Below are 20,658 nucleotides of genomic sequence, written 5' to 3' on the forward strand. Positions count from 1 at the left end.
CCCCCGCAACGACCCACTTTAGAATTAGAATAATTCTAAAGTTATGAGGCTTCCCGATGCTGCTAGGTCTGTTCCGCCCCGCGAAACGTCATTTCACCTCCCTTTCCGAACAGGAGATCCTGGCGATTGCCATTGCGGCGGAGGAGGACGATTCGCGCATCTATCTCGCCTATGGGGATATACTGCGTCCGAATTATCCCGACTCCGCCAAGGTTTTCGAGGATATGGCCGAAGTCGAGGATACGCACCGCAAGACGCTGATCGACATGCATCGCCGCCGCTTCGGCGAGCGTATTCCGCTGATCCGGCGCGAGCATGTGCGCGGCTTCTACGAGCGCAAGCCCGACTGGCTGCGCAAGAACCTCTCCCTCGACGCCATTCGCGAGCAAGCCGAGGCAATGGAGCGGCAGGCCTATAGTTTCTACGTCGAGGCGGCCAAACAGGTTTCCGACGCCTCGACGCGCCAGCTTCTCGGCGATCTCGCGCTGGCCGAACAAGGCCACGAGGATGTCGCCCGCCTGCTGGAAGACAAGCACGCCCCGGAAGCGGTCAGGCAGGAGGAGGACGCCCAGGCGCGCCGCCAGTTCGTGCTGACCTATGTGCAGCCGGGTCTTGCCGGCCTCATGGACGGGTCCGTCTCCACCCTGGCGCCGATCTTCGCGGCCGCCTTTGCCACACAGCAGACCTGGCAGACCTTTCTCGTCGGCTTGTCGGCCTCCGTCGGCGCCGGCATTTCCATGGGCTTCACCGAGGCGGCGCACGACGATGGCAAGATTTCCGGCCGCGGCTCGCCGATCAAGCGCGGCCTCGCCTGTGGCATCATGACGGCGCTCGGCGGCCTCGGCCATGCGCTGCCCTACCTCATCCCGCATTTCTGGACGGCGACGATCACGGCCGCCGTCGTCGTCTTCTTCGAGCTCTGGGCCATCGCCTTCATCCAGAACAAATATATGGAAACGCCATTCCTGCGTGCGGCCTTCCAGGTCGTTCTCGGCGGTTCTCTGGTGCTCGGCGCCGGCATCCTGATTGGCAATGGCTGAGGAGCGGCAAACCTTCCCGTTCACGAAATGTTAAAGTTCGGAACGCCCGCCATCGTTGGCGGTTAGCATCCCGAGGCCGCTTTAGGCCTCATATGCTAACCCAAAGGAGATGATCCAATGGCAAACCAAGGTGGAAGCCACGAACAGCACGTAAAGGCTGGCCAGCAGAGCCACAAGAATATGGACGACAATACCAGGAACGCCTCGTCCTCCGGCTCGCGTGAGCAGCACACCGGCGGTTCCCGCGGCGGCACCCACGAGCAGCATGTCAAGGCGGGGCAGCAGAGCCACAAGAACCATTAGGGTTCATGGCGATGGTCAATTCGTCCACGCCTGCGGGTGAGGACTGTTCTTATCACATGAGGAAACGCGAAAGGCCGGCCCGATCGGGGCCGGCCTTCATGTATGAAACGGATGGCTGCTCGCTTACTTGACGGCGCCGACCAGGATGTCGTTGCCATTCTCGATGGTAACCCAGCGGCCCGCATTGAAGCTCGCCTGACGCTTCAGGTAGGAATAAGGGGTCCTGTACCAGACCTTCACATCGTCCTCCAAATTGTCGAGGATATAGTCGCCCTGCTTGGTGCGCAGCGTCAGCACGGCATGGCCTTCGCCATCGGGTTTGCGCACCACCGTCATCAGCAGGTTGGAAGCGGAGATGCCGCTCTTTATCAGCAGCTTGCGCTTCAGCAGGGCAAAATCCTCGCAGTCGCCGGCGGTCTTCGGATATTCCCAGTATTCTTCCTGACCGTAGACTTCCATGTCGGTCGCCGGACGAATGGTCTTGTTGACGCGCAGGTTGATCTGGTTGACCAGCGCCCAGGAGGCGGCGTTCATGTCGACGGGGCCGACATTGCGGGTCGGGCCGCACTCGTCGGTGTGTCTCTGGCAGAAGTCATAATGCCCGATCGGCTGGGAAGTGACATCGCCGACGGTCATCGACGCGGTCTGTTGAGAGGCCGGCATCGCCGACGTCGACATCGCAACTATAGCAGCGAAGGCAATCAATACGCCCTTAATACGCACGCCCACTATCCTTGTATCGTCCCTGCATTTGTTAACAAATTGTTAATGTAGGGGGGTGCGCCAAGTCAATCGTTACTTAAGTGTTAACACCGGAACCGGCCCATATGGTTAATTTCGGCACAATCCAGGGGCTAGCTGCCATAATTCCATGCGCCCTGTGATTACGCAGGCGCAGGCGGGCCGCGCCCGACAAGGAGAGCGAGCCGATCGTTACTCGGAGGTTATCTATTTGTTTTTACCGCGTATTATGCAGCGCCAGCGTTTCCGCGACGCTCAGCATCCGCTCGATATCCTGCGGCCGCGACAGACGATGGTCGCCATCGCGCACAAGCGTCAGCACCACGTCGTCGGCGGGCAGGTGCTCGACAAGCTTTAACGAATGCGCGAAGGGCACGTCGGCATCCTCCATGCCCTGTAATATATGGACCGGGCAGCCGGTCTCGACGATGCCGGTCAGCACGCGGTTGGCACGGCCGTCCTCGATGAGGGCCCGGGTGAAGATGTTCGGCTCGGAACTGTATTCCGAAGGCTCCTCGAAATAGCCGCGCTCCTCGAGCGATCGCCGTTCCACCTCTGAGAGATTGGGCTCGATGAGGTCGATCGTGAAATCCGGCGCCGGCGCGATCAGCACGAGGCCGGCGATAGCGGGGGCCTTCTTGCGCTTGCGCAGTTCCTGAACGGTCCGCAGCGCGATCCAGCCGCCCATCGACGAGCCGACAAGGACGATCTTCTTCGGCCTGGCGTGCTCGATGACCTCGAGCGCCTCCTCCAGCCAGCGCGAGATCGTGCCGTCGGTGAACTTGCCGCCGGATTGGCCGTGGCCGGAATAGTCGAAGCGAATGCAGCCCACGCCGAGCCGCGCCGCCAGCGCATCCAGCTCCACCGCCTTGGTGCCGCTCATGTCGGATCGATAGCCGGATAGCCAGACGAAGCTGACGTTCCTGGCACCCCTGCCAGCGGCGCGCTGAAGCATTGCGATCTGGCGTTCGCTCTCGCCCGTGCCGACGGGAAGGAAGGTCGGTTGCATGGCAATGGCTGTCTCGGACATCGAAAACTCCCGGATTTTCTGCCTATAGAACAGATTCGCGCCCGCATGGCCCAAAAAATCCTTGGTCTTTGCGCAAGAGTTTCTACATTATGGGCGAACGATATTGTGTCCCCGATGCATCTTGCGCCTCCGGACACCGTATTGACATGCAGGAGGTGCTTTTTTCCTGCCGTCATGCTATTGACTTCAACACAGCTTTTACGACATTTCCGTCAGTTGCGCCGATGGGGAGCGGGAGGCTGCAGCTATCCGAAACAATTCGTGGAGAATACGACCATTCGCAGACCCTTTAAAACCGATGCGCCCGTAAAGGACGGGCCACGTTCCAACAGGGAAATTCGCATTCCCAAAGTTCAGCTCATCGCAGCTGACGGCGCGAATATGGGCATCGTCCCAACCGACCAGGCATTGAGAATGGCAGAGGAGGCCGGTCTCGATCTGGTAGAGATTTCCCCCAATGCAGAACCGCCTGTGTGCAAGATCCTCGACCTGGGCAAGCTGAAATACGCCAACCAGAAGAAGGCCGCCGAGGCGCGCAAGAAGCAGAAGATCGTCGAAGTCAAAGAAATCAAGATGCGCCCCAACATCGACACCCATGACTATGAGGTGAAGATGAAGGCGATCGGCCGTTTCTTCGAGGAAGGTGACAAGGTGAAGGTGACCTTGAAGTTCCGTGGCCGCGAAATGGCTCACCAGGAACTCGGTATGAAGCTTCTTCAGCAGGTCAAGGAAGATACGCTCGAGATCGCCAAGGTGGAAGCCGAGCCGAAGCTCGAAGGCCGCCAGATGATGATGGTGCTTGCGCCGAAGTGAGGCGCAAGGCGAGTTAAGAGGTCGGAGCCGTCCCATTGGGCGGCTTTTTCCTTTTGTGCGCCGGATCGAGCGCTGTCATCGATCTGCAAAGATTCCGGCGTCCGGCCCGTTGCACTTGTGGGCAACTGCGGTTATAAGCGCGCGTCCGAACTGACCGGCAGGGCATGCCGTGGCAGTTCAGAATGCTGGCGGAGCGGTTCGTCACCGGATCCGCAGTTCAACAACAAACGCTCCGGCACCTTTTGCAGCCCGGCCTGTCCGGACCTGTGTGAAGGGCTTTTAGCAAAGCGCGCCAGGAAGCATCGAAGGAGTAGCAAAATGCCCAAGATGAAGACGAAGTCCTCTGCCAAGAAGCGGTTCAAGATCACCGCGACCGGCAAGGTCAAGGCAGCCGCTGCTGGCAAGCGCCACGGCATGATCAAGCGTAGCAACAAGTTCATTCGCGATGCCCGCGGCACTATGGTTCTCGCAGAACCGGATGGCCGTAAGGTTATCAAGAACTACTTGCCGAACGGTCTCTAAGACTATTCGTAACGCTATAGACTAAGGAGATCATGAAATGGCACGCGTAAAAAGAGGCGTTACCGCCCACGCCAAGCACAAGAAGGTTCTGAAGGCAGCCAAGGGCTTCTACGGCCGCCGCAAGAACACCATCCGTACCGCCAAGGCCGCCGTCGACCGTTCCAAGCAGTACGCTTACCGCGACCGCAAGGTCAACAAGCGCAACTTCCGCGCCCTCTGGATCCAGCGCATCAACGCTGCCGTCCGCGAATTCGGCCTGACCTACGGCCGCTTCATCGACGGTCTGAACAAGGCCGGCATCGAAGTCGACCGCAAGGTTCTCTCCGACATGGCGATCCATGAGCCGGAAGCTTTCGGTGCCCTCGTCGCTGCCTCCAAGAAGGCACTCGAGTACCTGAAGGAAGCTGGTACGAAGAACGAGTTCGAAGCCACCGTCGGCTAAGAACTGCTTCTGGACAGTTTTTGTCATATTTGTGAAACCCGCGCTTGTGTAACCAGCGCGGGTTTTGTATTTTCCGGAATACAATCAATTTGCGATGATCACCTTGGGGCTAGGTGAAATTGTTGGATGGCAAGACTAGAGAATTGAAATCCATACCCACGCTCAACGGCAGGGATATCGAGGCCTTGCTGACGGTGCTGGTGAGTGGATCCAAGCGCGTCGAGCGGGTGCCCCTTTCCTCACGCCAGGTATGGATCAAGCGCTACGGCACGGAAAAGCCACCCGTCTGGCGCCATCTGCAGACTATTTTCTCGCGCATTCTCCCCGTCGCCTTCCTGCGCCCTTGCGCCTATCTGGCCCCGCAGCAAATGGCGGAACGCGAAATCCGGCGCATAGCCGCGTTCAAGGCGCAGGGGATCGCCGTTCCGGACGTCCTCTACGCGTCGAACGGCGCCATCGTGCTGGGCGATGCGGGAATAACGGTGCAGCGGCGCCTCGGGCAGCTGAGGGACAGCGATCCCGCCGCCCATGACGATCTCATGGTCGCCTGCGCCGCCGAGCTCGGCCGGCTGCACGCCAAGGGGCTTTGCCACGGCCGGCCCTATCCGCGCGACATGTTCTTTGCCGGCAACCGGCTCGGCTTCATGGATTTCGAGGAAGACCCGCAGACGGTCATGCCCGTTGCCGTTGCGCAGGCGCGCGACGTCTGGCTGCTCTTCCTGCAGATCGCAACCGGCGCCCGCCTTGGGCTTGCGACGCAGAACAGGGCTTATGAGGCCTGGTCCGAACAGGCGCCGGAGGCGGCGCGTGCCGAGCTTCAGCGCATGATTCGCTTTCTCGGCGGTTTTTTGTTCCTTGCCCGGTTGATTGGCCGCGTGCACATGGGTAGTGATCTGCAGCGCTTCATCGTTGCGACCAGCTTTCTGATGCATGCGTTCACCAATTACACTGTGGACTGAGTGCCCGATGGCCCGCGGTCCGCAAGGCAGGACCAGATGACGGAACTCGTATCACTTGAAACCCAACTCATGGCCGACGTGGCCGCGGCGACCGACGAACAGTCGATCGAGGCAGTCAGGGTCGCCGCGCTCGGCAAGAAGGGCTCGGTTTCGGAACTGTTGAAGACGCTCGGCTCGATGTCGCCGGAAGAACGGCAGACGCGCGGCGCGGCGATCAACGCGCTGAAGAACGCCGTCACCGATGCGATCAACGCGCGCAAGGGTGCGCTGCGCGATGCGGCGATCGAGGCGAAGCTGAAGGCCGAAACCGTCGATGTCAGCCTGCCGGTGCGCTCTTCGCCCGCCGAACGCGGCCGCATCCATCCGATCAGCCAGATCGTCGACGAGATCACCGCGATCTTCGGCGACATGGGTTTCTCGATCGCCGAAGGCCCCGATGTCGAGACCGACTACTATAACTTCACGGCGCTGAACTTCCCCGAAGGGCATCCGGCCCGCGAGATGCACGACACCTTCTTCTTCCAGCCGGACGAAAAGGGTGAGCGCAAGGTGCTGCGCACGCACACCTCGCCGGTTCAGGTGCGCACCATGGAAGCGCAAAAACCGCCGATCCGCATCATCATCCCTGGCAAGACCTACCGCCAGGATTCGGACGCCACGCATTCGCCGATGTTCCATCAGGTGGAAGGCCTCGTCATCGACAAGACGGCGAACGTCGCCAATATCCGCTGGGTGCTGGAAGAATTCTGCAAGACCTTCTTCGAGGTCGACAATGTGACGATGCGCTTCCGCCCGTCCTTCTTCCCGTTCACGGAACCGTCCTTCGAGGTCGACATCCAGTGCGACCGTTCCGGGCCGATCGTCAAGTTCGGCGAAGGCACCGACTGGATGGAAATCCTCGGCTGCGGCATGGTGCACCCGAACGTGCTGCGCTATGGCGGCCTCGATCCGGACGAGTATCAGGGCTTTGCCTGGGGCATGGGCCTCGACCGCATCGCCATGCTGAAATACGGCATGCCCGACCTGCGCGACTTCTTCAACGCCGATGTCCGCTGGATGAACCACTACGGCTTCCGCCCGCTCGACATGCCGACCCTGTTCGGCGGTCTGAGCGCGTAAGGAAGGGATAAAGCACATGAAGTTCACACTCTCCTGGCTGAAAGAGCACCTGGAAACCGACGCCACGCTCGACGAGATCTGCGCCCGCCTGACGATGATCGGGCTGGAAGTCGAAGACGTCGACGACAAGGCTGCTTTCAAGCCCTTCGTCATCGCCAAGGTTCTCTCCGCTGAAAAGCATCCGCAGGCCGACCGCCTGAAGGTGTTGATGGTCGATACTGGTAGCGGTGCGCCCATTCAGGTCGTCTGCGGCGCACCCAATGCGCGCGCCGGCCTCGTCGGCGCCTTCGCGGCTCCGGGCACCTATGTTCCCGGTATCGACGTGACGCTTGCCGTCGGCAACATCCGCGGTGTCGAAAGCCGCGGCATGATGTGCTCGGAAAAGGAACTGGAAATCTCCGACAGCCACGACGGCATCATCGACTTGCCCGAGGATGCGCCCGTCGGCACCAGCTTTGCCTCTTATGCCGGCCTCGACGATCCGATGATCGAGATCAATCTGACGCCGAACCGCCCGGATTGCACCGGCGTGTACGGTATCGCCCGCGATCTCGCCGCTTCCGGCCTCGGCACGCTGAAGCCGCGCGGCACGCCGTCCTTCGCCGTCGAAGGCGAAACGACGACCGGGCTCAGGATCGATCTGGACGATACGCGCCTTTGCCCCGGTTTTGCCCTTCGCCTCGTGAGCGGCGTCAAGAACGGCCCGAGCCCGAAGTGGATGCAGCAGCGGCTGCTCGCCATCGGCCTGCGCCCGATCAACGCGCTGGTCGACATCACCAACTACATGACCTTCGACCAGGGCCGCCCGATGCACGTCTTCGACGCCGCCAAGGTCAAGGGCAATCTGGTCGTGCGCCGCGCCAGGGACGGCGAGACCGTGCTGGCGCTCGATGAGCGCGAATACAAGCTCAACCCGAGCAATGTCGTCATCTCCGATGATAACGGCGTCGAATCGATCGGCGGCATCATGGGCGGCGAGCATTCCGGCTGCGATGAGAACACTACGGACGTGCTGATCGAGTCGGCGCTCTGGGACCCGATGAACATCGCCAAGAGCGGCCGCAGCCTCGGCATCATCACCGATGCGCGCTATCGCTTCGAGCGCGGTGTCGATCCGGAGTATATGGTTCCGGGCCTCGAACGCACCACGGAGCTGGTGCTCGCCTGCTGCGGCGGCACGGCCGCCAAGGCCCGCGTCGAAGGCTACAAGGGCTATGAGGCCAAGGTGGTCGATTTCCCGCTGTCGGAAGTCAAGCGCCTGACGGGCCTCGAAGTCTCGGCCGAGGAGAGCAAGTCCATCCTGACGAAGCTTGGCTTCTCGGTTTCAGGCTCGGGCGAGCGCGTCTCGGTTGCCGTTCCCTCCTGGCGTCCCGATGTCGACGGCAAGGCCGATCTGGTCGAAGAGATCATGCGCATCCACGGCGTCGACAACATCAAGCCGCAGCCGCTTAGCAGCCATGCCGCCGTCAATGGCAAGATCTTGACGACGCTGCAGATCCGCACCCGCACCGCTAAGCGCGCGCTGGCCTCGCGCGGCATGCTGGAAGCCGTCACCTGGTCCTTCATCTCCGAAGATCAGGCCAAGCTGTTCGGCGGCGGCTCCGATGCCCTGAAGCTTGCGAACCCGATCGCATCCGACATGTCCGACATGCGTCCTTCGCTGCTGCCCGGCCTGCTGTCTGCCGCGCAGCGCAATGCCGACAAGGGCTATGGCGACGTCGCGATCTTCGAAGTTTCCGGCACCTATGAGAACGACACGCCCGCGGGCCAGCGCCGCGTCGCCGGCGGCATTCGCCGTGGCACGGCAACCCTTGCCGGAGCCGGCCGCATGTGGTCGAACGCCGCCAAGGGCGGCGGCAAGCCGGTCGACGTCTTCGATGCCAAGGCCGATGCCCTCGCAGTCATCGAAGCCTGCGGCCTGCCGATGGGCAATATCCAGATCGAGCAGGGCGGCCCGGCCTGGTATCACCCCGGCCGTTCCGGCACCATCAAGATGGGCCCGAAGGTCGTGCTCGGCTATTTCGGCGAATTCCATCCGAAGACGCTGGAAGCGCTCGATGTCACCGGCGCTCTCGCCGGCTTCGAAGTCTATGTCGATGCCATGCCCGAGCCGAAGAGGAAGGCGACCCGGACCAAGCCGGCGCTGGAGCTTTCTCCCTTCCAGGCCGTCAAGCGCGACTTCGCCTTCGTGGTCGACAAGTCGGTGGAAGCCGGCGCCATCGTCCGCGCCGCCGTCGGTGCGGATCGCAAGCTCGTGACCGGCGTCAACGTCTTCGACATCTTCGAGGGCGCATCGCTCGGCGAAGGCAAGAAGTCTATCGCCATCGAAGTGCAGATCCAGCCGGCCGAGCGCACGCTGACCGACGAGGACTTCGAGGCGCTGACCCAGAAGATCGTGGCGAATGTCACGAAGTCGACGGGTGGGGTGCTGCGCGGTTAATCGGCTGCTGTCGAGTTTGCGGAGGGGGCTGCGACCCTCCTCTGTCACTTCGTGACATCTCCCCCACAAGGGGGGAGATTGGTAATTCGCTGAACTCATCTGCCTCAATCAAACATCGAAGCTGCAGAAACTGCAGCTTTCAGTTTTGAAAGAGCGTTCGGCATACTCCCAACAATCTCCCCCCTTGTGGGGGAGATGTCGCGACAGCGACAGAGGGGGGTATCAAGGTCGCCGCATACTCGGTGCCGCATCATCTATCGATGCAGATGGTAAACCTTGTTCACCACGCTCCACCGCCCGTCGATCTTCACCAGCGACAGATAGTCTGAAAACCGCATGCCGGCGAATTTGTCGACCACCTTGACGCTGGCCGCATCGCCCTCGATGTCGATCAGCTCGATTTCCATCAGCGGGATCGTGTCCGGCGGCGCGCTGCCTTGCTCCACGATGGCGGAAATGAATTCGTCCCGCGTCATCCACTCCACCACGCCTTGATAATTGCCGATGATCGCCGCTCGCGGATGGAACGCCTTGCGCAAGGCCGGCTCGTTCGCGAATGCCATGCCATCGACATAGAGATGAACAACCGCACGGATTGCCTGCTCTTCAGACATCTCGCCATTCCTCGTTTGAGTATCCGGTAAATTACCACAGGCCGGGCCGCTCGCAAAAGCCCGCAACGGCAATCGGCCTATTCCACGAAGACGCGCACGCTCGCCGCGCGTCCGGCGGCATCGATGACGGTCAGCGTCGAATAGCCGGCACCGTCGGGTGTCCACTGGTTGGTGCGGCGGCGCGACATGTCGGGCAGCGGCTTGCCGTTGGCGAGCCAGCGGAACGGCGCCCGTCCACCCTGCAGTTTCAGCGCCAGCGGCATGATCTCGTTGGCGCCGCTGCTGGCGCCGAGATCGACGCGCGCCCCTTCCGGCGGATAGACGATCTGCGGCGCCGGTTCGCGGCTGGAGGCGGCCAGCAGCCCGGCAGCGGTAACGGAAAAGCGCCGCTGGCTGATCGGCAGCTCGGTCGGTGCGATACGCACGGCGCCCATGGGGCCTGGCGGGAAGGGGGTTATGGCAACGCCCGATTTGGCAAAGGCTTCGAACAGGATGGGTGCGGCCGAAACATAGCCCGCCAGCCCCGGGACGGCGCCGTTATCGGGCCGGCCGACCCAGATGCCGAGCACATGCGCGCCGTCATAGCCGATCGACCACGCGTCGCGGTTGCCATAGCTGGTGCCGGTCTTGTAGGCGATGCCGAGCTGCTTGCTGCCGCGCGGCGCGATGATGTCGGAGAGAATATCGGTGATGTTCCAGACCGCGATCGGCTCCATCAGCGGCTCGCCGTCGATCGGCCCCGGCTCGTCCTGGACGCCATCGCCAATCCGCATCGCCTTGCCGCGGTTGGCAAGCCCCGCATAGAGCTGCACGAGATCCTTCAGCGTCACGCCGACGCCGCCGAGGCCGATGGCAAGGCCCGGCGCCTCGTTCGGCGGCAGCTTCGGCTTCACCTCGGCGCGGCGGAAGCGCACCAGCAGCCGCGTCGGCCCGACGGCGTCGAGCAGGCGCACGGCGGGCACGTTGAGCGACAGCTGCAGCGCCTGGCGCACGCTGACATCGCCCTGATAGGTCATGTCGAAATTGCGGGGCCGGTAGCCGTAGAAATCGGCGGGGCGATCCTCGATGATCGTTTCCTGCGCCACATAGCCCTGCTCGAAGGCGAGGCCATAGATAAAGGGCTTCAGCGTCGAGCCGGGCGAGCGCAGCACGCGCGTCATGTCGATCCAGCCGGAGCGCGAGGAATCGAAATAGTTGGCCGAGCCGACCTCGCCGATGATCTCGCCGGTCTTGGCATCGGCCATGATCATGGCGACCGACACCTTCGGCCCAAGCCGTTTTGCCGCCGTTTCCGCCACGGCCTCCAAACCTTGCTGTACATCGCGCCGCAGCGTTGTCTTGTGTTTGATGATGCCGGGTTGCTTGCGCAGCGCCAGTTCGGCCAGATGGGCGGCATAGGCCGGCAGCTGCCGGCGCTCCGCCGGGATGGGGGAGAGCGCAGCCCGTTCCGCCTCTCCTTCGCCGATGACTGCGGCGACGGCGGCGCGTTCTAGCACGCGATGGCGGGCGGCCTGTGCGGCGGCGAGGTTGCGGTCCGGCCGGCGCTTTTCAGGTAGCTGCGGCAGGGCTACCAGCAAGGCTGCCTGCGCCACGCTCAAGTGGCGCGGCTCCTTGCCGAAATAGGCGAGGCTCGCAGCGCGCACGCCTTCCAGATTGCCGCCATAGGGCGCATGCGTCAGGTAGAGATCGAGGATCTGCTCCTTGGTCAGCCGCCGCTCGATCTGGATGGCGCGCACCACCTGCAGAAGCTTCGCCGTCATCGAGCGTTCGCTGCGTGGCTCGATCAGGCGCGCCACCTGCATCGAAAGCGTCGAGCCGCCCGAGACGATGCGGCCATGCGTGACGAGTTGCAGGAAGGCGCGCCCGATCGCCATGGGGTCGACGCCGTGATGATCGTAGAAGCGCCGGTCCTCATAGGCGACCAGCATGCGCAGATATTGCGGATCGACATCGGCAACGCCGGTCTTCAGCCGCCAGCGGCCCTCCGGTGTCGCGAAGGCACGCAGCAGATCGCCATTGGCGTCGAGCACCTCCGCCGAGACCACGCGGGCATTGTCCAGCGGCGGCGGATAGGCCCGGTCTGCGGCTTCCAGGCCAAAGACCAGCGCCACCACCGTCAAGGCGGTGGCTCCAAGTCCGATCGCTATCTTCCATCGCGCCTTCATGGCTGCTCTTACTGCTGGGCTGCCAGCACCTCCATGCGGCCCATCGCCGTGCGGGCCGAGAACTGCGGACGATACATGTCCTCGACGCTTGCCGCCGGATGATCGTAGACGCCGGGGGTGACGGCGCGCACGACATAGGCGAAGGTCAGGTCGCGGTCGGCGCCGGAGTTCTGGTCGAAGGCGGCGACGAAGCGGTCGTTGCGGAATTCGACATGGGCGGGCTGGATGTCGCTCAGCCAGTCGAAATTCGTCAGCTGGGCGCTGTTGACGATGCTCGGATTGTCGATCTCGAACCCGGCGGGCAGCAGATCGGTCACCAGAAGGCGCTGCGGCCAGTCATTGTCCTCGGTCACATGCAGCACGACGACATAGCGTTCGTTCTGCTGGGCCTGCGAGACGTTCGCCTCCTCGCCGTCGAGCGTGTAGTACTTGCGCTCGATCTTGAAGCCGTTGCCGCCGGCCGGCAGCGGCGCAACCGGAGCCGCGACCGTGGTCACGGCAGCCGAAAGCGGTTGGCGCGTCGTGTTGGTGACGGTCAGCGGATGGCCCATCAGCGCGTCGCCGCTCATTTGGGCCATATACGTGCCGCTATGGGCCGCACCGTTGACGTCGATCGTCAGGCCGTCATCGCCGTTCTGCAGGGCGCGGGCGGCGAGCAGCATCCAGGTCTGTTCCTGGGTGCTGGTATATTTCCGGCTCTGCCAATCCTTGGCGACGACGCTGGCAAGCTCGGGAATGATCGGCGGTACGGGGCGGCTCTCGGCGGCAAGCGCCAGCACGGCGGCGCCGTCACGCAGAGACGAACCGTAATCCGAGCGGATGAAGCTGACCTTGGTCACCGCCGCTTGCTGCGACATCTGCAGCGAGTCCACGAAGATGTTGCGCGAGCGCTGTGCATCCCCATAGAGCGCGAGCGCCGCGGCCAGATGCGCCTTGGAGAGCGGCGTCGGGAAGTCGTTCAGCATCGTATCCGCATAGTAGCGCAGATCGCTGATCGAGGCCTTCTTGTTGCGTGCGAGCACGTAGAGCGCATAGGCGATCTCGTTGCCGTTGTCCTTGACGTTGGTGTTGGCGCTCAGCGAATTCTGAAGGTTCTCCAGCGCCTGCACCATGGCCTGATCCGGCACGTTGTACTTCTGCTCGCGGGCGCGGGTCAGGAAGTCGGTCACGTAGGCGTCCAGCCACAGGTCGCCGGAGCCCGGACCCCAAAGACCGAAGCTGCCGGTCGAGGACTGGTAGGACATTTCGCGATAGATGGCATCCTGCACGCGCTTGTGGATCTCGGTATCGTCGGCAAGGCCGTTCTTGATCGCCATGTCGCTGAAATAGAGCAACGGCATGGCGCTGCTCGCCGTCTGTTCCGCGCAGCCATAGGGATAGCGGCTCAGACTCATCAGCAGCGCCGGCACGTCGAAGGCGCTGGAGCGGCTGACATTGACGCTGACCGAGGCGCCGGGCAGCACGCTGTCGGCGAGAAGGTCGGCATTGACGGTCAGGCTCTTGCCGGGGGCAAGCGCGATGACGCGCCGTTCGGTGAGCGGCAGCTGCGCCGGACGAACGGGGATGTCGACCGATTGATCCAGCGACATGCCCGATGCATTCGACAGCTTGATCGAAACCGTGCCGTCGCCGGGCTGTCCGCCCGTCAGCGGCAGCGTGATGTTGTATTTGCCGCCGGTCTGCAGGTTGATCTTCTGCTGGGTGGCGCTTGCGTCCACGTTGACCGCATTGTTGCCCGTGACCGCGAGCGTGTACTCGCCGGCGGGCGCATCGGTGTTGGCGACATCGAGGCGCAGGTTGGCCTTGTCTCCCGGCGCCAGGAACTTCGGCAGGCTTGCGGTGACGACGACAGGATCGCGGATGATCACGTCCCGCGTCGCGTGACCGACACCTGATTTCGACCAGGCAACCGCCATCAGCCGTGCCGTGCCGTTGAACTGCGGAATATCGAAACTGACATTCGCCTTGCCATCCGCATCGAGCTTGACCGGGCCGGAGAAGAAGGCAACTAGCTTTTCCTTCGGCGGGCTCGCCTGCAAGGCTGCCTGTCCGCCGTCGCCGCCGGTGCGCAGCTTGCCGGTCGCGCCGAGCGAGCCGTCGATGAGGCGGCCGTATATGTCGCGGATTTCGAGGCCGAGCTGGCGCTGGCCGTAATACCAGTCATCCGGTGCCGGCGGCTGGTAGCGCGTCAGGTTGAGGATGCCGACATCGACGGCGGCGATCGTGACATAGGCGTCCTCGTTGGCGCCTGCGCCGGCAACCTGCAGGCCTATGTTGAGCGGCTGACGCGGCAGCGTCTTCTCCGGCGCGTCGATCTTGACCTGCAACTTGCGTTCGCCGGGATCGACCGGCGCCCATTTGATGCCGATGGCGCGCATCGGCATGCGGCTTTCCTGCGCTTCGCCGGGACGGAACAATGTCGCGGTCAGATAGGTGCCCGCACCCCAGTCGGCGGTTACGGGAATGTCCACTTCGCCGCCATTGGCGCCGATATCGGCATTGGTGACCGAAATCAGCGTTTCGGAGCCGGCCGTCACCATCAGCTGGCCGGCGTAGCGCGAAGTCACCTTGAGCTTGGCGGTGTCGCCGACATGGTAGCTTTCCTTGTCGAGCGCGATTTCCAGCGCGTCCGGCGTCTCGGTCGAGCTTGCGGCGACATACCAGCCGGCATTGAACTCGACGCTGGATTCCGGGCCGTTCGCGTCGGCGGTGGAGACTTCGAGGCGGTAGCGGCCCCAGGTGACGGGCATGGAAATCGCCGCACCGTCCGTCGTGGCGTTGACCGTACCGACCGCCACCTGCTTGGTGGAGATGATCGGTTCGTACTTCCAGCTGCTGCCGTCGCGATACCATTGATAGTTGCGCTCGACGCTCAGCAGTTTCCAGGTCAGGCCCTGCATGGCCTGCTTCTGGCCGTTGGCGTCGATAGCGATGACATGGAAGTTGCCGACGGAATTTTCGCCGAGATCGCCGTCGAATTCCGGCTTGATGCCGATGCGCGGGCCATCCGCCTTGACGGGCAGCGTCAGCGAGCGCTCGACGGCGCGGCCGCCGGCCTCCTGCATGCGTACCGTGATATTGGCGTTCAGCAGCTGCGTGGTCGAAGGCGTATCGTTGATCGTGACGTCGAAGGTGGTCTTGCCGTCCTCGTCCAGCGCCTGCAGGTCTTCCAGCGGAACCTGCGTGCTTTCGGCCTTGCTGTCGCCGCCGCTGCCGTCGTCGCTATCATCATTGTCCTTGCCCGCGCCCTCGTCGGCGAGGCCGAACTGATAGCCCTTGTAGGCATCGCTCTGGCGCGTCGGCTTCAGCGTCACTTCGCCTTCCAGATTGAGGCCGGCCGCCGGCGCACCGTAGAGGTAGCGCCCGTCGACATTGACCGGCGTCGGCTGGCCGACTTCGATTTCCTTGGCGTCGCTCTTCATGTCGAATTCGATGCGATCCGGCACGAAGTCGTCGACGAGGAAGGTCTGAGAGCCGATGGAGGAGCCCTTCGGGTCGGTGTAGATATTCATCGTCCAGGTGCCGCGCATCGAGGTCTGCTGCAGCGGCAGGTCGACGGTGTAGCCGCCGAGCTTGCCGCCATCGGTGACGATGCGGCGGTCTTCCACGCCATCCGGGCGCAGGAAGACGAAGGTGAGCGGCAGGTTTTCGACCGCCGTCGAGCTGACGTCGCGGGCAAGAGCCGAAGCATGCACCGTCTCGCCGGCCCGGTAGATGCCGCGTTCCGTCCATGTCAGCAGGTCGATCGCGCCGGGCGCGGTTCTGCCTGACACGCCGCGGTCGGAAAGATCGAAGCCGGCGCGCGTCATGTCGAGGAAGACATAATCCTGATCGCCGTTCTGCGCGGTGATGACGGCCGGCGTCATGCCTGCCGTGCCGCGCATCAGGCCGGCGCTGAAGACGGCGCGGCCATTGTCGTCGGTCTTCGCCGTGCCGAGGATCTCGTTGTTCTTGGCCAGCAGCTGCAGCTGAATGCCGGCAAGCGGCTTGGCGCTGCCGAGCGAGCGGGCAAAAACGTTGAGCCCATCGGTTCCGGCATAGGTGGTGATGCCGATATCGGAGACCACGAACCATTGCGTCGCCTGCGGATCCCATTCCTGGCCGCCGCTGTCGGGAGCGACTGCCGTCAGAACATAGACGCCGGGCTTGCGCTTTGGCAGCACCTCGTCGACCGGGAAGCTCGTGGCGACTTCCTTGTTGAGCTCCTGCTTGATCTCGATGGAGCCTTGCCAGACCAGTTCGCCATTGGTGTCCTGAATGGTCTGGGCGCTGTAGCTGTCCATCTGCGTCAGGAATTGCGAACCGTTCAGAAGCTGCGGGATGTTGCGGTCGCCGATGCGGTAGAGCTTGAGATTGGCCGTGCCGGCATTGACGGAAATGATCGGGATGCCCCGACGCGCGGTCGAAGGCAGCACGAAATTATCGCCCGTGAAGCGCAACGAAGCGGCGCGGTCCTTGACGTAGATGTCGACATTGACCTGCGAGGGAAGGTTTTCATCCACCGAAGAGGGCAGGCCGGCGCGCAGCGAAACGCGGTAATGCTGGCCGAACTCGAGGCCTTCGACGCAGATCTGGTTGTCCTTGGCGTCGACGCCCTTCGGCGCGGCTCCGTTGACGGTGACGAAGGGCGTGTAGTCGACGCCGCTCTTCACCAGCTTTTCGGAAAACTGCACGCAGGCGCGTGGCGAGGCATTGTCGTTGTCGAGCGTGTTGCCCGTCACGCGGAAGCCCTGGCGGGCCAGAAGATCGTTATAGGCGGCCTGCACCGCTGCGGAGCTGACGAGATTGAGGCTTGCCTTGTAGGCGCTGAGCGCCGGGCGATAGTTCTGCGCATTCTTCAGCGCCTCGGCGAGCACGGCCAGCGCATCGGCGCGGCTGCTCGTCGTGCGGGTCAGCTGGTAGCCGTTCAGCGCGGCATAGGCGGCCCTGGTGGCGAGAGAGGTGTCGTTCGTGATCGTGTTGGCGGCGCGCGCCATTTCGATCCACAGGTCGCCATTGTCGGGGCTGAGCGAGAGCGCGCCCTGGAAAGCGTTCAGGGCATCGTTGACGTTGCCCGATGTCAGTTCGATACGGCCGAGCGCGATCAGGCTTTCGACACCCTGGCCCTTCAGTTCGTTGCCGAGCGTCAGCGTGTTCTTTGCATCGCGCGCGCTCTGGACGAAATTGTCCGAAAGGAAGGAGAGGGCGGGGGCCGCGCCGATATCCGGCTCGCTGGTGGCGGCCGTCTCGACGATCTTGCCGGCGATCGCGCCGGGGAAGCTGTTCAGCTGATTGAAGTCCGACTTCATGAAGCACCACTTCACCTTGGGATTGTAGGTGAAGGCCTTGCAGGACTTGTCGCCGATGCAGGAGGCGGAGCATTGGTCCAGCGTCACGTTCTGCTCGGTGCGCAGATCGAAGCCGAAGTAGTCGCCATCCTTCGTCGTCACCACCTGACGCTTGACGTCCGCAGCGCCCGAGGGGTTGAGAGATGCGAAAGTGGCGAGAAGAAAAGCGGAGAAGCCGATAAACGCGCGCTTAGACATAAGTCCTCCCAACGCCGCCGGTTTTTGATGGCGGCAATCTTCAAATTTCGGACCCGTTTGTCAACCGAGCGGCGAGCGGCGGAGGCGATTTACTCCCATGACGATTTGTCCAGGGGTTTGAAAGAGCCTGCAAATCAGGCGATTCGCATGTTCCTCCACCCCTGTGTGGTGCTTCACTTTTCTTTTCAGTCCCAAAATGACACCGGCCTCGACGGCCGGTGTCTTCGCCAAGGCGTCATCGACGCCTTTGCCGTCATATATTGGTCATGGCGAGAGAGGCATCGCTATACCGCTTGCCGGCGACGTTCTCCGGCGCGACGATGTCGCCCAGCTCCTTCACCTCTGTTGCCGAAAGGACGATATCGGCAGCCGCTGCGTTCTGCTCCAGATGATGCAGCTTGCGGGCGCCGGGAATGGGCACGATATCATCACCCTGATGCAGCACCCATGCGAGCGCCAGTTGTGCGGCCGTGACGCCCTTTTCATCGGCCAGCGCCTGCAATCTGGCGACAAGGGCCGCATTGGCATCGAAATTCTCGCCCTGGAAGCGCGGCAGCGAGCGGCGGAAATCGTCGGCGGCAAGGTCGTCCGTCTGGCGGATCGCGCCGGTCAGGAAACCGCGGCCGAGCGGGCTGTAGGGCACGAAGCCGATGCCGAGTTCGCGGCAGGTGGCGAGCACGTCCTCCTCGGGATCGCGGCTCCACAGCGAATACTCGCTCTGCACGGCGGCGATCGGATGCACCGCATGGGCGCGGCGGATGGTGGCGGAGCCGGCTTCGGAAAGGCCGAGCGCCCGCACCTTGCCCTCTTTCACCAGATCCGCCATCGCGCCGACCGTATCCTCGATCGGCACGTTCGGATCGACGCGATGCTGGTAGAAGAGGTCGATGATATCGGTGCCGAGCCGTTTCAGCGACGCTTCGGCCACCTCCTTGACATGCTCGGGCCGGCTGTCGACGCCGATCATCGCGGCCGGACCGGATTTCGCGGGATCGAGCTTGAAGCCGAATTTGGTGGCGATGACCACGCGGTCGCGGACCGGCTTCAGCGTACGGCCCAGTAGCTCCTCGTTGGTGAAGGGGCCATAGGTTTCGGCAGTATCGAAAAAAGTCACGCCGAGATCGACGGCGCGGCGGAGCGTCTTGACGGATTCGGCCTCGTCGGTCGCGCCATAGGCAAAGCTCATGCCCATGCAGCCAAGTCCGACGGCGGAAACGGTGAGATCCTTACCAAGCCTGCGGGTTTTCATGGTGTATTCCTCTTGAGCCTTATGGAAGCGGCGCGGGTCGATGCCCGCTGCCTGCACTCTGAACGTAGGGCTCTCCATAACGAATGAAAATCCATGCAAATCCTTACAGGTTGTTCTATAATTTAGATCAATGAACAGAACACAGCTCTCCCAGCTCGCGGTATTCGCCGCCGTCGCCGCCCATCGCAGCTTCCGTGCCGCCGGCAAGGAACTGTCGATCGCGCCGTCCGCCGTCAGCCATGCCGTCTCGAGTCTCGAGGAAAGCCTCGGCGTGCGGCTGCTTGCCCGCACCACGCGCAGCGTTCTCCCGACCGAAGAGGGTCAGGCATTGCTCCAGCGGCTGTCGCCGGCTTTGAAGGAAATCGATATCGCGCTGGAGGATGCGCTTGCGACCCGCGGCCGGCCGGCGGGCAATCTCCGCATCACCGCTCCGCGCTTTGCCTCCGATCTGCTGATGGCGCCGCGCATCGGCGATTTCCTCAACGCCTATCCCGATATCACGCTGGAGATCGCCAACGAGGATGGCTTCAGCGATATCGTCAAGGATGGCTTCGACGCCGGCATCCGGCTGGAGGAGAGCATAGAGGGCGACATGATCGCGGTGAAGGTTTCGCCCGACATCCGCACGGTGATTGCCGGCTCCCCGGCCTATTTCGAGAAACATCCGAAACCGTTGCACCCGCGCGATCTGGCCCATCACCGCTGCATCAAGCGACGGTTCACCGATGGCTCGATCTATCGCTGGGAGTTCGAAAAGGATGGCCGTGAATTGATCGTGGCGATCGATGGCCCCCTGATCGTCATCGAGGACCGGCTCGCGGTTCTGGCGGCCGTCAACGGTGCCGGCCTTGCCTATCTGTTCGATATCCGCGTGCGGCAGGAGCTGGCCGAAGGCAAGCTCGTCCGCGTGCTGGAGGATTGGTGCCCGCCCTATCCCGGTTTCTGCATCTATTACCCGAGCCGCCGCCAGATGCGTCCGGCGCTCAGGGCTTTCATCGACTTCTTCAGATATACGGGACTGTGAGGGGCGGCGACGGGGGCCGGTCCGCCGCCCCATCCTCGGGCGGTCAGGCAGGCGATATCAGGCTGCGGCCTTCTGATTGGCTGCGGTCATCGCCAGCTTCGAGAGGATCTTGTCGGTATTTCCCTCTTCCTGCAGCGTCTGGTCGAGCAGTTCGACGACCTTCTTCTGGCCGAGCGTGTTCGCCCAGGTCCGCAGCGTTCCGTAGCGGGCGATCTCATAGTGCTCGACGGCCTGCGCCGCCGATATCAATCCGGCGTCGAGAGCCGGCGTTCCCTTGAATTCCTCGATGATCTCCTCGCCTTCGGCGATGATCCCCTGGATGGCTTCGCAGGTCTTGCCCTGGGCGCGCTTGCCGATCAGGTCGAAGATCTGCTGCAGGCGTTCGACATGGCCTTCGGTTTCCTGCAGATGCTTTTCGAAGCCGGCCTTCAGATCCGGCGATTGTGCCTCGCGCGCCATCTTGGGCAATGCCCGCACGATCTGCCTTTCGGCATAGTAGATGTCTTTCAGCGTGTCGTAGAAAAGATCTTCCAGCGTTTTTTCCTTCGGCATTGTTTCTCTCCATGTTCGGGAACCGGATTTTCAAGGGCTTGCCGCAGTCAGCGGCCCCTACCGAAGTCGGCGTGGGTCGAATTGTTCCCGTTGCTGACGGATTCGGGTGGCGGTCCGGTT

16 protein-coding genes are annotated in these 20,658 nt (G+C 62.8%); 9 read left to right on the forward strand and 7 right to left on the reverse strand.

Annotation, left to right across the window (positions count from 1 at the left end; genetic code table 11):
* Positions 1-56 precede the first annotated feature (56 nt).
* Positions 57-1,040 (forward strand): iron exporter MbfA, encoded by a 984-nt coding sequence (mbfA, locus tag ACJJVH_RS17610; protein WP_113371894.1) that lies wholly within the window; start codon positions 57-59, stop codon positions 1,038-1,040.
* 117 nt (positions 1,041-1,157) lie between these two features.
* Positions 1,158-1,343: a hypothetical protein gene (locus tag ACJJVH_RS17615; protein WP_113356128.1), complete on the forward strand. Its 186-nt coding sequence runs from the start codon at positions 1,158-1,160 to the stop codon at positions 1,341-1,343.
* Positions 1,344-1,466: 123 nt separating this feature from the next.
* Here ACJJVH_RS17615 and ACJJVH_RS17620 read toward each other — a convergent pair whose 3' ends face one another.
* Positions 1,467-2,066 carry a transglutaminase-like cysteine peptidase gene (locus ACJJVH_RS17620; protein ID WP_112801605.1) on the reverse strand — a complete coding sequence of 200 codons (600 nt, stop codon included), beginning with the start codon at positions 2,064-2,066 and terminating at the stop codon, positions 1,467-1,469.
* Between the two features lie 235 nt (positions 2,067-2,301).
* The gene (locus tag ACJJVH_RS17625) at positions 2,302-3,114 is read right to left on the reverse strand and encodes an alpha/beta hydrolase (protein ID WP_412064442.1); all 813 of its coding nucleotides are present in this window, start codon (positions 3,112-3,114) and stop codon (positions 2,302-2,304) included.
* A gap of 276 nt (positions 3,115-3,390) precedes the next feature.
* On the opposite strand from ACJJVH_RS17625, the gene infC reads away from it, so the two are divergent.
* From infC to pheT, 6 genes are all read left to right on the forward strand, one after another.
* A complete protein-coding gene (gene infC / locus ACJJVH_RS17630) occupies positions 3,391-3,927 on the forward strand; it encodes a translation initiation factor IF-3 (protein ID WP_028750883.1) in 537 nt (178 codons plus the stop codon).
* A gap of 318 nt (positions 3,928-4,245) precedes the next feature.
* Entirely contained in the window at positions 4,246-4,449 is a 204-nt protein-coding gene (rpmI, locus tag ACJJVH_RS17635) for a 50S ribosomal protein L35 (protein WP_003544621.1), read from the forward strand.
* A gap of 37 nt (positions 4,450-4,486) precedes the next feature.
* Positions 4,487-4,891: a 50S ribosomal protein L20 gene (rplT, locus tag ACJJVH_RS17640; RefSeq protein WP_112801302.1), complete on the forward strand. Its 405-nt coding sequence runs from the start codon at positions 4,487-4,489 to the stop codon at positions 4,889-4,891.
* Between the two features lie 122 nt (positions 4,892-5,013).
* On the forward strand, positions 5,014-5,850 hold the full coding sequence (locus ACJJVH_RS17645; RefSeq protein ID WP_412064443.1) for a serine/threonine protein phosphatase: 837 nt from the start codon (positions 5,014-5,016) through the stop codon (positions 5,848-5,850).
* 36 nt (positions 5,851-5,886) lie between these two features.
* On the forward strand, positions 5,887-6,969 hold the full coding sequence (gene pheS, locus ACJJVH_RS17650) for a phenylalanine--tRNA ligase subunit alpha (RefSeq protein ID WP_112801601.1): 1,083 nt from the start codon (positions 5,887-5,889) through the stop codon (positions 6,967-6,969).
* Positions 6,970-6,985: 16 nt separating this feature from the next.
* Positions 6,986-9,409, forward strand: a complete 2,424-nt coding sequence (gene pheT / locus ACJJVH_RS17655; protein WP_412064444.1) for a phenylalanine--tRNA ligase subunit beta — start codon at positions 6,986-6,988, stop codon at positions 9,407-9,409.
* 254 nt (positions 9,410-9,663) lie between these two features.
* Here pheT and ACJJVH_RS17660 read toward each other — a convergent pair whose 3' ends face one another.
* From ACJJVH_RS17660 to ACJJVH_RS17675, 4 genes are all read right to left on the reverse strand, one after another.
* The gene (locus ACJJVH_RS17660; protein ID WP_412064445.1) at positions 9,664-10,023 is read right to left on the reverse strand and encodes a nuclear transport factor 2 family protein; all 360 of its coding nucleotides are present in this window, start codon (positions 10,021-10,023) and stop codon (positions 9,664-9,666) included.
* Between the two features lie 77 nt (positions 10,024-10,100).
* A complete protein-coding gene (gene pbpC / locus ACJJVH_RS17665) occupies positions 10,101-12,188 on the reverse strand; it encodes a penicillin-binding protein 1C (protein WP_412064446.1) in 2,088 nt (695 codons plus the stop codon).
* A gap of 8 nt (positions 12,189-12,196) precedes the next feature.
* A complete protein-coding gene (locus ACJJVH_RS17670) occupies positions 12,197-17,713 on the reverse strand; it encodes an MG2 domain-containing protein (RefSeq protein ID WP_412064447.1) in 5,517 nt (1,838 codons plus the stop codon).
* Between the two features lie 253 nt (positions 17,714-17,966).
* The gene (locus tag ACJJVH_RS17675) at positions 17,967-18,962 is read right to left on the reverse strand and encodes an aldo/keto reductase (RefSeq protein ID WP_412064448.1); all 996 of its coding nucleotides are present in this window, start codon (positions 18,960-18,962) and stop codon (positions 17,967-17,969) included.
* A gap of 130 nt (positions 18,963-19,092) precedes the next feature.
* On the opposite strand from ACJJVH_RS17675, the gene ACJJVH_RS17680 reads away from it, so the two are divergent.
* Positions 19,093-19,986, forward strand: a complete 894-nt coding sequence (locus ACJJVH_RS17680; RefSeq protein WP_412064449.1) for a LysR family transcriptional regulator — start codon at positions 19,093-19,095, stop codon at positions 19,984-19,986.
* A 57-nt stretch (positions 19,987-20,043) separates the two neighbouring features.
* Here ACJJVH_RS17680 and ACJJVH_RS17685 read toward each other — a convergent pair whose 3' ends face one another.
* Complete coding sequence (locus ACJJVH_RS17685; RefSeq protein ID WP_112801288.1) at positions 20,044-20,538, reverse strand: ferritin-like domain-containing protein; 495 nt, start codon at positions 20,536-20,538, stop codon at positions 20,044-20,046.
* Positions 20,539-20,658: the final 120 nt, after the last annotated feature.

It is taken from the genome of Rhizobium sp. SYY.PMSO, from assembly GCF_046840415.1.
GTDB lineage: Bacteria > Pseudomonadota > Alphaproteobacteria > Rhizobiales > Rhizobiaceae > Rhizobium.

Excerpts from the sequence above, each read along its gene's own strand:
- ACJJVH_RS17615 (WP_113356128.1), top strand. The coding sequence starts at position 1,158 with ATGGCAAACCAAGGTGGAAGCCACGAACAGCACGTAAAGGCTGGCCAG.
- ACJJVH_RS17660 (WP_412064445.1), bottom strand. The coding sequence starts at position 10,023 with ATGTCTGAAGAGCAGGCAATCCGTGCGGTTGTTCATCTCTATGTCGAT.
- rplT (WP_112801302.1), top strand. The coding sequence starts at position 4,487 with ATGGCACGCGTAAAAAGAGGCGTTACCGCCCACGCCAAGCACAAGAAG.
- mbfA (WP_113371894.1), top strand. The coding sequence starts at position 57 with ATGCTGCTAGGTCTGTTCCGCCCCGCGAAACGTCATTTCACCTCCCTT.
- pbpC (WP_412064446.1), bottom strand. The coding sequence starts at position 12,188 with ATGAAGGCGCGATGGAAGATAGCGATCGGACTTGGAGCCACCGCCTTG.
- ACJJVH_RS17680 (WP_412064449.1), top strand. The coding sequence starts at position 19,093 with ATGAACAGAACACAGCTCTCCCAGCTCGCGGTATTCGCCGCCGTCGCC.
- ACJJVH_RS17625 (WP_412064442.1), bottom strand. The coding sequence starts at position 3,114 with ATGTCCGAGACAGCCATTGCCATGCAACCGACCTTCCTTCCCGTCGGC.
- pheT (WP_412064444.1), top strand. The coding sequence starts at position 6,986 with ATGAAGTTCACACTCTCCTGGCTGAAAGAGCACCTGGAAACCGACGCC.
- rpmI (WP_003544621.1), top strand. The coding sequence starts at position 4,246 with ATGCCCAAGATGAAGACGAAGTCCTCTGCCAAGAAGCGGTTCAAGATC.
- ACJJVH_RS17670 (WP_412064447.1), bottom strand. The coding sequence starts at position 17,713 with ATGTCTAAGCGCGCGTTTATCGGCTTCTCCGCTTTTCTTCTCGCCACT.
- ACJJVH_RS17675 (WP_412064448.1), bottom strand. The coding sequence starts at position 18,962 with ATGAAAACCCGCAGGCTTGGTAAGGATCTCACCGTTTCCGCCGTCGGA.
- pheS (WP_112801601.1), top strand. The coding sequence starts at position 5,887 with ATGACGGAACTCGTATCACTTGAAACCCAACTCATGGCCGACGTGGCC.
- ACJJVH_RS17685 (WP_112801288.1), bottom strand. The coding sequence starts at position 20,538 with ATGCCGAAGGAAAAAACGCTGGAAGATCTTTTCTACGACACGCTGAAA.